The organism is Achromobacter deleyi, assembly GCF_013116765.2.
GTDB classification, from domain to species: Bacteria; Pseudomonadota; Gammaproteobacteria; order Burkholderiales; family Burkholderiaceae_B; genus Achromobacter; species Achromobacter deleyi_A.
In genome coordinates this window covers 2,661,754-2,676,899 of the sequence record NZ_CP074375.1, presented here as the reverse complement: position 1 = coordinate 2,676,899, position 15,146 = coordinate 2,661,754, and the positions used below count along the sequence as shown (strand labels likewise).

Genomic DNA, 15,146 nt, shown 5'->3' with positions numbered 1-15,146 from the left:
ACCATGGGGACTAGTATGCTTGCCGAGCAACGCACCCTGACCAAGGCCGAGCTGGCTGAACTGCTCTTCGAGCGGGTTGGCCTGAACAAGCGCGAAGCCAAGGACATCGTCGATACGTTCTTCGAGGAAATCCGCGACGCCTTGGCGCGCGGAGATTCCGTCAAGCTCTCGGGCTTTGGCAATTTCCAGGTGCGCGACAAACCGCCGCGTCCTGGCCGCAATCCAAAAACCGGCGAGACCATTCCCATCGCCGCACGGCGCGTGGTCACTTTCCACGCGAGTCAGAAACTCAAGAGCGTGGTGGAGCAGGCGGTGCCTGCTGCATCCGACGCCGCGGAGTGATACGTTTTGTCGGTAATTGTTATCGGCGCCCGACGCACCGCGCGCATAAAATTCGCTTATGACACGTACTGAACCCACCGTTACCTTACCGCCCATTCCCGCCAAGCGTTACTTCACCATCGGTGAGGTCAGCGACCTGTGTGGCGTCAAGCCTCATGTGTTGCGGTACTGGGAACAGGAATTCACGCAGCTCAAGCCCGTGAAGCGCCGCGGCAACCGCCGCTATTATCAGCATCACGAAGTGCTGCTGATTCGCCGCATCCGTTCCCTGTTGTACGAGCAAGGCTTCACGATCAGCGGCGCGCGCAATCGCCTCGGCGATGCGCGCGACGTGCCGCACGATCAAGACGCTGCCGTGCGCCTGTCGGGCACCGAGATGCAGTCCCTGCGCAACGAGTTGAGCAACGTGTCGACGATGCTCGCCGAAGCGTTGGGCAACTCGGTGAATACGCCCAGCGCCGCAAGCGCCGGCCACGCGGGTCCGGCATTCTGAACAGGGCGCAACGCGTTCACTGTTTGCGAACCAATGCTTGCTAGCAGTACCCGCAACGCGCAAATGCCTTAGTGGTCATGCGCGTTGCAAGTTTTAGTACGTTGCGCCTCGCGCGCGCCGGTTCATCCCACGAAGCTAGTGCGAACGGCGAACGCGAGGCGAAAATTTTTTTGAGTATTCAGCACTTTTTTTGCACCAATGCGTGCAAACAATTTTTTGTTCTGCTATACTCTTTTTCTTTCGGGGCGTAGCGCAGCCTGGTAGCGCACTTGCATGGGGTGCAAGGGGTCGCGAGTTCGAATCCCGCCGTCCCGACCAGCAGTTCCAAGGCCGTTAGTGAGAAATCACTAACGGCCTTTCTCATTTCGGGCTGTGATTAATGCGAGTTAATGGGCATGCCCAATCCCAGGGCTTTGCTATTCTCGTCCTCGTCAAACCATCAGGCGAAATGCGTGGCGTGCCTTTTTCCGGCAGGGCGCAAAGCACAATGACGACGAAAACCTACCGGCACTACCTCTTCGGCATCATTCTTTCCATCGCATTGGCGGGCTGGCTCGCGGTGCTGGGCATTATCGCGGTGAGCTCGCCTTCGATGGGCTGGGGCATCGTGGGGCTGCTGACGGGAGCGATCTGGGTCGGTGGGCCGCTGGCCATCCTGCTTCTCGTCGCCTGGTGCGTTTACATGGTGCGCGACCGTGGCCAGGTGCCGGGACGCGTGCATGCGCTGCTCTTTCTGCCGACCTTGCTTGCCTTGCTGATCTACCCGGCCAGCGAGTCCATCGAGCAGGAGAGGCAGGATCAGTTCAGCGCCGCACATCCTCCCATTGCCGAGACGCACGTCAATCTGAGCGGCAACGATCTGTGGATCGACACGAGGCCTTACGCCAGCACCTTTTCGGGAGCGGGGCCGGACATGCCGCTCGCGGCAAGAGATCCCCAGCGTTTCATGGTCTTCAATCGCTATCCCAATCCCGACTTCGGCGCTTCCGGGGCATTCCCCTATGAGGGGGCGCGCCTGAGCGACAAGCTGGAGCGTTATACCTATCGGCCTGCGTCCAAAGAGACTGGCTCCTCACTCCCCTTGACCCGTCTTCCGTACCCGGATCTGGCGCCCATCCTCGCGATTCTGGGAAAGAACGAGGCAACGATGCTCAGGTACCTATATTTCCACTATCCCGACCATGTGGATGTCGTACCCGCGCTGGCCCGTCTGGCGGGGATGACGGAGCAAAGACTGGATGCAAAGAGGATGAAGGGGCTGGTTCTGCTGAAGGCGCAGAACTACACGCCGGGAGCCATCGCAAGGCTGGAGATCAATGGCCAGACCCTGGATATCGGCGACCGCGCGCTCGAGCCGATCGCGCCTCGACCCGCGGTTTGTCCCGATTTCGCGCGGCCGGTGGGCGGGGCTTTCGTCGATCTCGGCCAGCCGCTGGCCATCCGCTGGCAAACGCTGGACGAGCCGGGGACCTGGCACGCGGCCACGTTGCGCATCCCTGCTTTCCGGCAGCCCCGGCCCATGGACGGAGAATCGACGCTGGCGCGTGTCCAGCTCTATTTCCTGCCGGACGGCAGCGTCGAGGGCGAACGCTTTGTTGAGGTGCGCTTGTCCGGAGAGCAGCTGGGCATAAGGGCGACGGGCATGCCGGCGCGAGCCGCAGGATACGCCAGTTGCGGGAGTGCCTTCAGCGCGTTCAATCCGCAGACAGTAAGGCTGCTGGCGGACTGAGCCGTTTCGGGGCGCGTCGTCTGGCGGCCTGCGCTTTACTGCTGCCCGCCTTCGCTCGCTTGCGTGAGCCATTCCAATGCGGCCTGCACGGCGGGCATGCGTGTTCCGTGTTGGCGGTACATGGCGCCGATCGCGCCGAAGTGCGCCGTCATGCGTATGGGCAGGATGTCGAGCGCGCCCTGATGGTGGTAGTAGTCGGCAATGGCGATCGGCATGGTTGCCAGCCAGTCGCTATGGCCGATGTGCGCCAATGTCGCGAGCAGCGAATTCGTATGCATGCGCGCCCGCGGCAGGGCCAGGCCGACCTCTTCAAAGGCGCGTTCCAGCCGTTCCCGCATCATGGTCCCGGGTAGCGGCAGCACCCATGAACAGTCCAGCAGTTCTTGCAGGCGCAGGTCGCGCCGGCTGGTCAGCGCGTGGCCCGGCGCGGACACGACGCAAATGGGTTCGTCGTACAGGCGGATCGCTTCGCAGTCGGCGGGCAAGGGGCGTCCGCCCAATCGGCCCAGGACGATGTCCAGTTCGTCCGCGGCGAGCTTGTCGAGGAGCTCGTCCAGCACGCTCTCGACCAGCGTCACCTCCAGCGCGGGCATGCGCTGGCATAGCGCCGCGACCAGTCTTGGGGCTACCGTGACCGCTGCCGAGGGCAGCGTGCCGAGTCGTATCAGGGTGGTTCCACGTTCTTGCGCGGCTTGCAGCTCGGCCGCGACCCGGGCGGCCGAACCCAGCGTGTGCCGGGCGTGCAGGATCATCACCGTGCCCGCGGCGGTGGGCCGGGTGCCGTGGCTCGTGCGTTCGAACAGCGGGTAGCCTACCTGCTCTTCCAGCTGCGTAAGCGCCTTGGAGGCCGCGGGCTGCGACATGTGCAGGCGATCCGCGGCGCGGCCCAGGTTGCGCTCATCATCCAGAGCAATCAGCAACTCCGCGTGGCGTGGCTTGAGGTGGGTACCGGGGCGTACGGGCATGGCATGGATAACTGAGCAATCGCGTTCCGCCGAGTTTATTGCATTGGCGGGCGATATCCGCTGCTCGCGCCTTCCAGGGCGCGCGCCGGCAGGAGAGGGCGGGCCATGCCGGCCTAGATGACTGAATGGTTATGGCGCATTGAGTTTGTTTCATTTCCCGAGCGTGTACGCCTCGCCCATACTGTAAGGGCCGCGTCCGATGCGCGGCGTGGATGGAGACAAATCATGAAAAGAATATTCGCCGCGATCGCGGCCTGTACCGCCTTGGCCTCATGGGGCGCGCATGCCGCCGATGCCTATCCGGCCCGGCCCGTGCAGCTGGTCGTGCCGTTCTCTCCCGGCGGCGCGGTCGACGTCCTGGCGCGGCAGCTGGCGCAGCGGCTGCAGGCGCGGGGCTATACGATGGTGATAGAGAACAAGCCGGGCGCCGGGGGCAATATTGCCGCCAGCCTGGTGGCGCGCGCGAATCCGGATGGCTACACCCTGCTGATGGGCACCACCAATACCCATGGCATCAATAGCGCGCTGTATGCCTCCATGCCGTATGACCCGGTCAAGGACTTCAAGCCGGTTGGCATGGTGGCTGACAACGTCGTGGTGCTGCTTGCGAATCAGAGTTTTCCGGCGAGGGACCTGGCCGAGGCCGTGAAGGTGCTCAAGCAGAATCCCGGAAAGTACACCTATGCCTCGCCTGGCGTGGGGACCGTGCATCAGCTTGCGATGGAACAATTGAAGCATGCCGCGGGTCTCGACGTCGTGCACGCGGCATACAAGGGCGCGGGACCCGCCATGAGCGATCTGGTGGCCGGCCATGTGCCGCTGATGATAGGCGGCATTGCGCCGGCCTTGCCCTTCCTGCAGGACGGTCGCGTCCGCGTGCTGGGCGTGGCCAATCCCGAGCGCTATCCGGCCTTGCCCGACGCTCCGTTGTTCTCCGAGGTGGCGCCTGGCGTGAGCGTGCAGTCGTGGATAGGCCTGTTCGCTCCGGCCGCAACGCCGGCTCAGGTGATAGACCGGCTGAGCGCCGATCTGCGGGCAGTGCTGCAGGATCCCGGGTTCGCAGCCACGCTGCAGCCGCTGGGCATGGCTCCGCGGCCGATGACGCCGCAGGAGTTCGACACCATGGTGCGCAGCGATATGCCGAAATGGCGCGCGGCGGTGGAAGCCTCCGGAGCCGTGCAATGAAGCCGAACCGCCCCGTGAATTTTCTGCTCTTCATCACAGACCAGCACCGCGCCGATCACCTCGGCGCCTATGGCAATGGCGTGGTCGCGACTCCCCATCTGGATCGTCTGGCGGGCGCGGGATGGCGTGCCGACAATATGCATGTGGCGACTCCCATCTGCATGCCTAACCGCGCCAGCCTGATGACAGGGCGGTATCCGTCCACTCATGGCGCCCGGCACAATGGCATTGCGCTTTCGCTGCGTAGCAGGACCTTCGTGGACATGCTGCGTTCGGCTGGCTGGCGCACGGGCGTGGTGGGCAAGCTTCATCTGCAGAACATGACCGACATCCCGCCTTCCTGGCCCGTGCGCGCCGAGGATCGCCTGCCGCTGGAAGCCGTGGCGCCGGATTTGGAGGGACGCTACGACCAGGAGAACCGGAAGAAGTGGCTGGAGCGCGACGACTATGACCTGAGCTATCCGTACTACGGTTTCCAGCAGGCGGACCTGGTGGATGACCATAGCGATCAGCCCCACGGACACTACCGCTATTGGCTGCGCCGCAATCATCCTGCCGTGGAGCCGTTGATCGGCTTCGACGCCGCCATCGAGGCGCCCGGGTACGAGCTGACAAGGATCCGCCAGGCGTGGCGCACGCGCGTTCCGGAAGAACTGTATCCCACCGCCTACATCGCGGACCGCACGATCGAAAAGCTGCGCGAGTACAGCGGCGACGACAGTCCGTTCTTCCTGCAATGTTCTTTTCCCGACCCGCATCATCCTTTCACGCCGCCGGGTCGGTACTGGGACATGTACAAGCCGGAGGATGTGGAGCTGCCGGCGTCCTTTCATTCCAGTGAGCCGGCGCCGCCACACGTGGCCTGGCTGCGCGCTCAGCGCGATAGTGGCAAGGCCGTCAAGCACACGCCAGCCATCTTCGCCTGCAACGAGCGCGAGACACGCGAGGCGCTGGCATTGAACTACGGCTCGATCACGAATATCGACCATCATATCGGCCGCGTGTTGGCCGTCCTGGAGCAGAGCGGGCTGGCGGAAAACACCGTGGTCATCTTCACCAGCGATCACGGCGACTACCTGGGCGACCATCAACTGATGCTGAAGGGCCCCATCCATTACCGGGGGCTGACCCGGGTGCCGTTCATCTGGCGGGACGGGACCGGCCAGACCGGGGGCGCCGCCAGCGACGCGCTGGTCAGCACCATCGACATTGCGCCCACCATTCTGGCGCGCGCGGGTGTCCAGCCATTCAACGGCATGCAAGGCCATGACCTGGGCTCTGTAATTTCCGGCCAGGCCCGGAACGTGCGCGACGCCCTGATGATCGAGGAGGAAGGCCAGCGCGTCATATTGGGGTTCGAGCGCCGCATCCGTTGCCGCACGCTTCTTGCGCAGGGACACCGGCTTACGATCTATGACGGCGCCCAATGGGGCGAGCTCTACGACCTGCGCGAGGATCCGCATGAGTTGCGCAATCTGTGGGACGTGGCGGAGAGCGCGGGCGTTCGGGCCCGCTTGCAGGAGATGCTCTCCCACTCGATGCTGTCCCACATGGATACCAGTCCCTACCCGACGGCGTTGGCCTAGGCGCCTGCCTGCAGCGTTGATGCGCAATGGGGCCGGGAGCCTGGCGCTTGCGCACTTCGGGCCCGCGGCGGCTTCTGTTATGAGCGGAATTCCCGGCCTCTGTGTCTTTCGCGCCGCGGTCGCGATCAGCACAATTTCCGCTTTGCCGCCACTTCCTGGCGGCTGATGAGGATGCTCCCATGCGCTACCGCTATGTCACCGCCGATGTGTTCACCGGCCATGCTTACCAGGGCAATCCGCTGGCTGTCGTGCTTGATGCCCAGGGGCTGGGCACAGCCCAGATGCAAAGGATCACCCGCGAATTCAATTATTCGGAAACCAGCTTCGTGCTGCCTGCGCAAGATCCGGCGCATACGGCCCGGGTGCGCATATTCACGCCGGATCGCGAGGTGCCGTTCGCGGGGCATCCCAATATCGGCACGGCCGTGGTGCTGGCGCGTGAGCAGATGACTGCCGGGCTGTCGGCGCCGGAGGCCTTTGTGTTCGAGGAGGAGGCGGGTCTGGTGCGTATTGCGCTGAACTATGGCGCGCACGGTTTGGCGGGCGCGGAGTTGCTCGCGCCGCAGCCGCTGTCGCGCGGCAGCGAGGCGCAGGTGTCCGCCGTGGCGCGGGCGCTTACGCTGGAGCCGGCGGACATCGACGTATCGGAGCACGCGCCTCAGGTGGTTTCCGTCGGGCTGCCGTTCCTGGTTGCGCAGCTTGCCAGCCGCGAGGCCCTGCGCAGGGCGGTTCCGGATGCAGGCGGCTATGCGGCGTTGATGCCGCTGGTGGGAGCCAAATCCATCTATGTCTACACCACCGATACCGCCGCCGATGCCATGGACGCGCCTACCGATATCCAGGCGCGCATGCTGACCGGGCGCATGACCGAAGATCCGGCCACCGGCAGCGCGACGGCGGCCGTCACGGCGCTGCGTGCGTCCTTGCGGGACCAGGGCCTGTTGCGGCTGCGCGTCGGTCAAGGCGTGGACATGGGGCGCGCAAGCTTGTTGCTGGCGCATGCCGAGCCCAGGCCGGATGGTGTGTGGGCAGGCGTGGCGGGCCAGGCGGTGGTGGTGATGGAAGGCACCTTGCCCGCGCCCGTCGAGCAGTGACGCGGCCTGTCTTGCTGGCGGCGCAATGCCTCGTGTATGCTCTTTCCGATGAACGCATTGCATCCCGCCCCGGTGTTTCGGGCAGACAATCGACGAATCACTCGACGTCTACGTTGAGTGGCTAGTCACGTTCGGGCGCTGAGTGTTCAGCGCTTTCCCCTGAAGGCCACGATACCCCTCGTGGCCTTTTTGTTTTTGCATTCCCGTCGCGCGTCCGAGGCGTATCGCAAGGCCTTCATTTCTTTCTTTGAAGGAATGAAGCATGACCCATCAAGACCTCGCTATCCGGGCTTACCACCCGTCCGACGAAGCCGCCATCATTCACTTGTGGCAGGAGTGCGGCCTGACCCGGAGCTGGAATGATCCCAGGAAAGACATCGCTCGCAAGCTGACCGTGCAGTCCGACCTGTTTCTGGTCGGCGAGGTGGACGGCGTCATCGTCGGGACGCTCATGGGCGGCTACGACGGACATCGCGGCTGGATCAACTATCTGGCGGTGTCGCCGGCGCACCAGCGGCGCAACTACGCCACGGCCCTGATGCGGGCCGTGGAGCGCAAGCTCCTGGAAATGGGATGTCCCAAGATCAACCTGCTGATCCGGTCGGGCAATGTCGCCGTGAAGGGCTTTTACGACAGCCTGGGCTTTCATCAGGATGAAGTGATCAGTCTGGGGAAGCGCCTGATTCCAGATTGCTGAAGAACCTGGAGCGGCGCGCCGCCGCGCGCCGCCAGGGAGTCGTCAGATCGCTTGCGTCAGGTACACGGCTTCGCGGCCGACGATGGGCATGCGGGTGGGCATGAAGATCGTGCAGTTGTCACACGGCGAGCGGATTTCCTCGGTGCCGTTCATGGCGATCAGTTCGCCCTTGTCGAAGGTTTCGAAGCCAATCACCGGGCGGGTGAAGCTGAAGTCCTCGGACTTCACCATGTGGACTTCCAGCAGGCGGTAGCGCTGCGGCGCGGGCGGCGGCGTGGCGCCGGCGGGCATGTCGATCAGGCCCAGGTGCGCCAGGAAGCGCAACGACACGTCGGTCGCAAGCTGGGCGGCGGACCGGGCGAAGTGCTGGCCGCATTCCACCACCAGCGCGCCGCCGCTGTCGGACATGGGGTCGCCATGATGGCCGTAGCCCATGACGCCGGTGCCGGGGAACTTGTCCTGCGGCATGACCAGATGCACCTGCGGCGCGCCGACGGCGGACGCCAGCGCGGTATTGCGGTCCATCTCGTTGTAGACCCAGAAGGGCTGCACCGGCGCGCGCGTGGAGTGGATGTCCAGCACGAAGTCGGCGGCGTCCAGCACCGGGCGCATTTCCCGGGCGCGGCGCAGTTCCGGGCTGTCGTCGGGACCGTCCAGCATGGCGGCCGACCAGATGCGGTTCAGGTTGTGAACGAGCTGGCGGTTGTCGTAGGGCCTGTCGATGTCGAAGGCCTCGTAGGCCTCGACGTGGGCGAAGCTGACGGTCAGCGTGCCGATCCTGGGACGCACGCCGGTGTCCAGCAGGTGGGTCGCGGCCACCATGCCACAGATCTCGTTGCCATGCGTGATGGCGTTGATCAGCGCATGCGGGCCCGGCTTGCCCGAGTCGAAGCGGTGCACGTAAGGAATACCGGTGTTGCCCTGGCGGTACGCGGAGATGTCGCGGGGCAGGACTTCGAGCGGAGCGGTATCGGGTTCGAAAGCGGAATTTTGCATGAGGGTGGGGCCTATTCAGGACGTATGCCGGCGCGGTCGATCAGGTCTTTGTACAACGCCAGGCGCTCGGACATCATGGCGGTGAACTGTTGGGGCGTCTGGTCTTCGGGGGGCAGGGCGCCCGCTTTTTCCAGGGATTGAGGCATGCCGTCCTGGGTGGCCGCGGTGCGCACCGCGTTCAGCAGCGTCTGGACGACGTCGGGCGGCGTGCCCGCGGGAGCCGCCAGGCCGATCCACGACATCGCATTGAGCACCGGATAGCCCAGTTCGGCGAAGGTAGGCACGTCGGGCAGCGCATCCAGGCGCTTGGGAGCGGCCACGGCCAGGGCGCGCATCTTGCCGACCTGGATGTGGGGCAGGAAGGGCGCCAGGTTGTCCAGCGCGAATTGGGCCTGGTTGGAGAGCAGGGCGTTGATCAGGGGCGCGCCGCCGCGATAGGGCACGTGCATCGCCTGGAGCTGCAAGGTGTTCTTGAAGAGTTCCGCATTGAGCTGGCCCATGCTGCCTATGCCAGCGGTGGCGTAGTGCAGCTCATCGGGACGCGCCTTCAGCAAGGCCACGAATTCCGCGAGGGTCTTGGCGGGCACGTCGATGTTGGTCACCAGGACATTGGGCGTGCGCGACAGTTGCGAGATCGAGGTGAAGTCCTTGATCGGGTCGTAGCCGAGGTCGGCGCGCATCAGCGGATTGGCCAGGTGCGAGCTTTGCGAGGACGCAACCAGCGTATAGCCGTCAGGCTTGGCGCGCGCGACGCGCTGGCTGCCGATGGCGCCGCCCGCGCCGTCGCGGTTTTCGATGATGACCGTGGTGCCCAGGGCCTTGCCGAGCGATTCCGCGTAGATGCGGCCGATCAGGTCGACGGAGCCGCCGGCGGGAAAGGGGACGACCAGCGTGATGGGGCGCGACGGATAGGGGTTGGCGCGTGCGGACAACGGCAGCAGGGCGGCGCCCAGGCCGGCAATGACGAGGCTGCGGCGGGCCAGCGACGGCGCCTCGGGATGGTGCTTCATGAAACTCTCTTGTAGTGACGATCGGTTTGGTCTATTTTTGCAATGCTGATTGCAGGTGTAAATATAGGATGCAATGAGTGTTGTGAAATCTGGGGTTATCACCAAGTCCGGCCACTACGGAGTCGCGCCCGCCATGAACCTGAACCAACGCATCGCCGGCTACGGCAGGAAACTCAGCAAGACCGAGCGGTTGCTGGTCGAGGAAATGCAGTCGCGCTATCCGCAGGGACTGCTGGAGTCCGCGACGGCACTTGCAAAGAAGGTGGGCACGAGCGCGTCCACGGTGGTCCGGTTGCTGGCCAAGCTGGGCTACGACAGCTATGCGCAGGCACAGATGGAGGCGCGTGCCGAGGTGACGGCGCGCCTGGCGTCGCCGGGCGCGCGAGCGGACGCGGTCAGCGGCGACAATCCATCGGCGCGGGCCTGCCTGCACAATGCCTTGCTGCACGACCAGCACAACCTGCAGGAGACGTTCGCGTCGATCGACGTCGCCGCGTTCGAGGCGGCGGTGCGTTTGCTGACGCAACGCAAGGGCCGGGTGTACGTGCTGGGGTTGCGGCAGGCGGCGCCGCTGGCGAGCCATGTGGCGCTGTATCTCAACATGTGCCTGCCGTCGGTAAAGCCCATGGCGGTAGCCGGACCGCTATTCCTGGAGGACCAGTTGCTCTGGGTCGAAGAGGGCGATGTGCTGCTGGTTTTCACGTTCAGGCGCTATTCAGTCGCGACGGCCAATGCGGTGAAGTACTTCCGGCAACGTGGCGGCAAGGTGGTGCTGGTCACCGACTCCGCCTCGGCGCCCGCGGCTGCTTCGGCCCACCATGTGCTGATCGCGCGTAGTTCGAGCGCGTCGCCTTTCGATTCCTACACGGCCGCCTTCTCGTTGTGCAATGCGCTGCTGGCGGCGGTGGCGCAGCGCCGCAAGAAGGAATTGGGCGCCGCGTTGGCGCGCGGCGAGAGCCTGTGGGATGCGCAATGGATCCGCCAGGCCGGCGACGCCTAGCAGGCGCCACCCGCCGCTTTCGCGGGAGGGGCCAGCGTTGCGCGGATGCCTGAAAACAGGCTCGACGTAGGCATTTTTGCCATCGGCAAGATGCGTCGGCACTATCCGGTTTAGTACTGCTTAACCCCTTGAAAACATTGCTTTTCAAGCCCGTTTTTTTTTGGCATATTGCGGCCGGGTAGGCAGATTTCTGGAGTGCAAGCATGGGCTCGTGGCCGCAGCGTCATATCGATGGTTTTCAGGTGCAATGCGAGGTCGTCAGTCTGGGGATCGGCACATTGGCCATCGAGGTAACGGTTTGCCGCAAGGACAACGGCGATTTCCAACAGCGCTGGTCCTTGCCGCGCTTCGTCACCTTTGAGGATGCCGCGATGGCCCGACGCCACGCGGAGTTGGTGTTGTCGGGCATTGTTTCGGTGGATGCTTCGACGGGCGAGCCGCGCTACGGAATTCTCTAGGGCCCGATCGCGCTGAAAGGAGTCTCGCACAGGCCCTGGCCGGTAGTTTTTGTTTCGTTTATCACAATCGTGTGTCGTGTGCGCAGGGATTTGGCCGGTACAGTGTTAGTGGATGACAACAAAAAAGGAGAGTTCCATGTTTGACACTTTTCCTGTCTTGCGTCGTACCGGCATTGCCGCCGCGACGATCGGCGTTGCGGGCCTTCTGTTCGCGGGCTGCACCACCACCCCTCCCTCCAAATCGCCTTCTTCGTCGGCGTCCGAGCAGCGCCAGTCGCTGGACAGCGCGGCCAATGCGACGCTCTCCAGGCTGTATGAGTCTTCCGCGCAGTCCAAGGACCTGGTGGCGCGCGCCAAGGGCGTGCTGGTCTTCCCCGATGTGCTCAGCGGTAGCTTCATCGTCGGCGCGGAGCACGGCAAGGGCGTGCTGCGTGTAGGCGGCGCGAACGCCGGCTACTACAGCACGACGGCGGGCTCGATCGGCTTCCAGGCCGGCGCGCAGTCCAAGGCCATGATCCTGCTGTTCATGACGGATGACGCGCTGAACAAGTTCCGCAAGAGCAGCGGCTGGACCGTGGGCGCCGACGCCACGGTGGCCGTGGCCAATATCGGCGCGAACGGCCGCATCGACACCAACACGGCGCAGCAGCCGATCGTGGGTTTTGTCATGAACAATGGCGGGCTGATGGCGGGCGTGTCCCTGGAGGGCACGAAGATCTCGAAGCTTGCTCCGTGATCCGGCAGCGCTCATGCAAAACGCCGCGGGAGGTTTCCGCGGCGTTTTGTCTTGGTGCGGGGGAAAGGATGGGATGTCCCGCGCCGTTGCGTCGGCCGGCTAGCCGATCAGGGAGTCGCTGTTGTTGCGGACGGCTGTCTCGCGTTCAATCTCGGCTTCTTCGATTTTCGGATCCAGGCCGCGCCAGCGCACAATACTGCCGCGCTCTTGCTCGGGCTCCCAGCCCAGCATTCCATAGCGCGTGATTTCAGTTTCGCCTGTGTCGAACTCCACTTCAAAGTAGCCCTGACGATCGGGTAGCGTACTGCCGGGGAACCATTCGGTTTCGGGCATGGTTTGCTCCTTGCTAAGCGATGGGAGGGACGCCGGCGCCAGCGTATGGCAAGCGCCAGGCGCTTTCATTGTGGGCTTGCCGCAGCGATCCCGCAAGTGGCGGAAAGGATGGCATGGCCGGTGCTAGGAGAGCGGGACGGCGGTGGTGTAGAGCACCTGCTTGAGCGCGAAGCTGGAGCGTATGCTGGCCACGCCCGGGATGCGCGTGATGTGTTCGACGATCAGGCGCTCCAGGGCATCGACGTCGGGCACCAGGGCACGGATCAGGTAGTCGGCGTCGCCGGACATCAGGTAGCACTCCATGATCTCGGGCAGTACGGCGATTTCGCGTTCAAAGACATCCAGCGCGGCCTTGCGCTGCTTGTCCAGCGAGATCTGGATGAACACGTTTACTTTCAGGCCCAGCTTGCGGGCGTTCAGCAGCGTGACGCGGCGGTCGATCAGGCCTTCGGTTTCCAGGCGGCGGACGCGGGCCAGGCAGGGCGAGGCGGACAGGTTCACGCGGGCCGCCAGCTCTACGTTCGTGAGCCGCGCATCGCGCTGAAGTTCATTCAGGATACGGATGTCAGTGGCATCCAGGTTGATTTCCGGCATAAGTCACCCAAAGAATGTCGATTGGCAGTGCATCTGTGCTGAGTATGCCGTGTATTGGCGCAGATTGAGGTGAAATATGCTGGGGTTTACCCTATAGACTATTTCTTCCTTTGGCTATTCGGCCAAAGCGCAGAATAATCAAGCGGTAGATCGAGCAGTAATGAGTCAGCACAGTGCGTTGCGCAAGTTTTTGCCTCTGGTCGGGGCGGTGGTCATCTGGGGCGGCAATTGGCCGGTGATGAAACTGGGCCTGGCGCACATGAGTCCGCTATGGCTGGCCGCCAGCCGCTTCGGGTCGGCGGCGTTGATCAGCGTGCTGGTGCTGGGATTGCTGGGGCGCTTGCGCCTGCCCACCCGCCAGGAATGGCCGCTGGTGGCGGGCGTGGCGCTGTTGCAGATGGGCGCATTCACTGCGCTGGCGCTGTGGGCCCTGCAGTACGTGGCGCCCGGACGCGCATCCGTCATCGCGTATGCGACATCCATATGGGTGATCCCGCTGTCGTCGCTGGTCCTGAAGGAGCGCTTGTCCATGGGCCAATGGTTCGCGACGGCGCTGAGCTATGCGGGCATCGGCGTCATCGTGGCGCCCGCGTTCAGCCCGTGGCAGGCGCATACCGTGATCGGCCTGGTGATGTTGCTGGGCGCCTCGTTCGCCTGGGCGTGCAACATCATCCAGTTGCGTGGCAACCGTCATGTTCGGCTGGGCGCGGACATGATTCCGTGGCAGACGGCCATCGCCACGGTCCCGCTGGCCGCGCTGGCATGGATGCGTGACGGGGCTCCGGCTTTTCTGGGGACTCCGGATGCCTGGCCGTTGATTCTCTATACCGGCCCGCTGGCCACGGCCTTGACCTTCATCGTGGTGCTGGGCATGACGCAAAAGATGCCGCCGGCGGCGACCTCCATTGCGATGCTGTGCGTGCCGGTGATCGGGTTGATCGTATCGTCGTTGGTGTTTCATGAGCGCATCTCGGCCGACCTGGCGCTGGGCCTTGCCCTGATCGGCGCGAGCGTGGCGGCATCGGCGCTGGCTGCGCGCGCCAAGCGTCCGCTGGTGTTGCGCGCTTCGTAGAAGGCCTAGAATGGCGTGCGCCGGGAAGGCCCGGCAATTCACGCAGGCGTGCAGCAGCTATGGATTCGTTATACGTACTGGTCGTGGTGGGCGCCATGGCCGCGGGCTTTGTCCAGGGTTTGTCGGGCTTCGGTTTTGGCATGGTGGCCATGTCGTTCTGGGCCTGGACGGTGGATCCCAAGCTGGCGGCGGCGCTGGCTGTGTTCGGCGCCCTGACCGGACAGCTGCTGGCGGCGTTCACCGTGCGCCGGGGATTCGCCGCGGCGCATCTGCTGCCCTTTGTCGCGGGCGGATTGCTGGGCATTCCGCTGGGCGTGAAGTTGCTGCCCCATCTTGATCCCTTGATGTTCAAGGCCTTCATCGGCGGTCTGCTGGCGCTCTGGTGCCCGGTCATGTTGTTTGCCACGCGCCTTCCGCGCATCACCGTGGGAGGCAAGGCCGCGGACGGCGTGGTCGGCGCGATCGGCGGCGTCATGGGCGGAATCGGGGGGTTTACGGGCGTGATTCCCACGTTGTGGTGCACCTTGCGCGGCTTTGACCGCGATGTGCAGCGCGCGGTCATCCAGAACTTCAATCTGTCGATGCTGATGGTGACGATGGCCAGCTACGTGCTGACGGGCGTGGTCACGCGCGACATGCTGCCGTTGTTTGCGATGATCGTGCCCGCCATGCTGGTGCCCACGCTTTGGGGCACGCGTGTCTATGTGGGCATCAGTGACGTGGCCTTTCGCCGAGTGGTGCTGGGGCTGCTGACTTTGTCGGGGTTCGCCTTGCTGGCATCGTCGGTGCCCAAGCTGCTGGCTTAGGCTGACAGGCCCCGGCCACGGCAGGGGGCGGGCGGCGTGCTATCGTTGAA

At 64.3% G+C, this 15,146-nt stretch carries 17 protein-coding genes and 1 tRNA gene; 13 read left to right on the top strand and 5 right to left on the bottom strand.

Going from position 1 to position 15,146, the window contains the following annotated elements; translation table 11 throughout:
• The first annotated feature begins 3 nt into the window (after window positions 1–3).
• The 4 genes from HLG70_RS12015 to HLG70_RS12000 all read left to right on the top strand — a co-directional run bounded on the left by HLG70_RS12015 (window position 4) and on the right by HLG70_RS12000 (window position 2,564).
• The gene (locus tag HLG70_RS12015) at window positions 4–342 is read left to right on the top strand and encodes an integration host factor subunit alpha (protein WP_171664618.1); all 339 of its coding nucleotides are present in this window, start codon (window positions 4–6) and stop codon (window positions 340–342) included.
• A gap of 58 nt (window positions 343–400) precedes the next feature.
• Window positions 401–835: a MerR family transcriptional regulator gene (locus HLG70_RS12010; RefSeq protein WP_171664617.1), complete on the top strand. Its 435-nt coding sequence runs from the start codon at window positions 401–403 to the stop codon at window positions 833–835.
• Window positions 836–1,076: 241 nt separating this feature from the next.
• Window positions 1,077–1,153 (top strand) — tRNA-Pro (locus HLG70_RS12005).
• Window positions 1,154–1,322: 169 nt separating this feature from the next.
• A complete protein-coding gene (locus tag HLG70_RS12000) occupies window positions 1,323–2,564 on the top strand; it encodes a hypothetical protein (RefSeq protein WP_171664616.1) in 1,242 nt (413 codons plus the stop codon).
• A 35-nt stretch (window positions 2,565–2,599) separates the two neighbouring features.
• On the opposite strand, the gene HLG70_RS11995 is transcribed toward HLG70_RS12000, so the two are convergent.
• On the bottom strand, window positions 2,600–3,529 hold the full coding sequence (locus HLG70_RS11995; RefSeq protein WP_234103071.1) for a LysR family transcriptional regulator: 930 nt from the start codon (window positions 3,527–3,529) through the stop codon (window positions 2,600–2,602).
• Between the two features lie 225 nt (window positions 3,530–3,754).
• On the opposite strand from HLG70_RS11995, the gene HLG70_RS11990 reads away from it, so the two are divergent.
• The 4 genes from HLG70_RS11990 (at window position 3,755) to HLG70_RS11975 (ending at window position 8,091) form a co-directional block, all read left to right on the top strand.
• Entirely contained in the window at window positions 3,755–4,714 is a 960-nt protein-coding gene (locus HLG70_RS11990; protein ID WP_171664615.1) for a Bug family tripartite tricarboxylate transporter substrate binding protein, read from the top strand.
• Window positions 4,711–6,300: a sulfatase family protein gene (locus tag HLG70_RS11985; protein ID WP_171664614.1), complete on the top strand. Its 1,590-nt coding sequence runs from the start codon at window positions 4,711–4,713 to the stop codon at window positions 6,298–6,300. The genes HLG70_RS11990 and HLG70_RS11985 overlap by 4 nt, the downstream gene beginning before the upstream one ends.
• 179 nt (window positions 6,301–6,479) lie before the next feature.
• On the top strand, window positions 6,480–7,394 hold the full coding sequence (locus HLG70_RS11980; protein WP_171664613.1) for a PhzF family phenazine biosynthesis protein: 915 nt from the start codon (window positions 6,480–6,482) through the stop codon (window positions 7,392–7,394).
• A 262-nt stretch (window positions 7,395–7,656) separates the two neighbouring features.
• A complete protein-coding gene (locus HLG70_RS11975) occupies window positions 7,657–8,091 on the top strand; it encodes a GNAT family acetyltransferase (protein WP_171664612.1) in 435 nt (144 codons plus the stop codon).
• Between the two features lie 42 nt (window positions 8,092–8,133).
• Here the strand turns inward: HLG70_RS11975 and HLG70_RS11970 are convergent, their stop codons facing one another.
• Both HLG70_RS11970 and HLG70_RS11965 read right to left on the bottom strand, forming a co-directional pair.
• Window positions 8,134–9,087, bottom strand: coding sequence for a succinylglutamate desuccinylase/aspartoacylase domain-containing protein (locus HLG70_RS11970; protein WP_171664611.1), 954 nt, complete (start codon window positions 9,085–9,087; stop codon window positions 8,134–8,136).
• An 11-nt stretch (window positions 9,088–9,098) separates the two neighbouring features.
• Window positions 9,099–10,097: a Bug family tripartite tricarboxylate transporter substrate binding protein gene (locus tag HLG70_RS11965; protein ID WP_171664610.1), complete on the bottom strand. Its 999-nt coding sequence runs from the start codon at window positions 10,095–10,097 to the stop codon at window positions 9,099–9,101.
• Between the two features lie 133 nt (window positions 10,098–10,230).
• On the opposite strand from HLG70_RS11965, the gene HLG70_RS11960 reads away from it, so the two are divergent.
• The 3 genes from HLG70_RS11960 (at window position 10,231) to HLG70_RS11950 (ending at window position 12,291) form a co-directional block, all read left to right on the top strand.
• Window positions 10,231–11,097, top strand: a complete 867-nt coding sequence (locus HLG70_RS11960) for a MurR/RpiR family transcriptional regulator (RefSeq protein ID WP_171664609.1) — start codon at window positions 10,231–10,233, stop codon at window positions 11,095–11,097.
• A gap of 203 nt (window positions 11,098–11,300) precedes the next feature.
• On the top strand, window positions 11,301–11,555 hold the full coding sequence (locus tag HLG70_RS11955) for a hypothetical protein (RefSeq protein ID WP_171664608.1): 255 nt from the start codon (window positions 11,301–11,303) through the stop codon (window positions 11,553–11,555).
• Between the two features lie 136 nt (window positions 11,556–11,691).
• Window positions 11,692–12,291 (top strand): BPSL1445 family SYLF domain-containing lipoprotein, encoded by a 600-nt coding sequence (locus HLG70_RS11950; RefSeq protein WP_171664607.1) that lies wholly within the window; start codon window positions 11,692–11,694, stop codon window positions 12,289–12,291.
• Between the two features lie 99 nt (window positions 12,292–12,390).
• Here HLG70_RS11950 and HLG70_RS11945 read toward each other — a convergent pair whose 3' ends face one another.
• Both HLG70_RS11945 and HLG70_RS11940 read right to left on the bottom strand, forming a co-directional pair.
• Window positions 12,391–12,624, bottom strand: a complete 234-nt coding sequence (locus HLG70_RS11945; RefSeq protein ID WP_171664606.1) for a hypothetical protein — start codon at window positions 12,622–12,624, stop codon at window positions 12,391–12,393.
• A gap of 123 nt (window positions 12,625–12,747) precedes the next feature.
• Window positions 12,748–13,218, bottom strand: a complete 471-nt coding sequence (locus HLG70_RS11940) for an Lrp/AsnC family transcriptional regulator (protein ID WP_008159929.1) — start codon at window positions 13,216–13,218, stop codon at window positions 12,748–12,750.
• A gap of 160 nt (window positions 13,219–13,378) precedes the next feature.
• Between HLG70_RS11940 and HLG70_RS11935 the strand changes: the two genes are divergently transcribed.
• Window positions 13,379–14,290: a DMT family transporter gene (locus HLG70_RS11935; RefSeq protein ID WP_171664605.1), complete on the top strand. Its 912-nt coding sequence runs from the start codon at window positions 13,379–13,381 to the stop codon at window positions 14,288–14,290.
• Between the two features lie 59 nt (window positions 14,291–14,349).
• Window positions 14,350–15,096: a sulfite exporter TauE/SafE family protein gene (locus tag HLG70_RS11930; protein WP_171664604.1), complete on the top strand. Its 747-nt coding sequence runs from the start codon at window positions 14,350–14,352 to the stop codon at window positions 15,094–15,096.
• Window positions 15,097–15,146 lie beyond the last annotated feature (50 nt).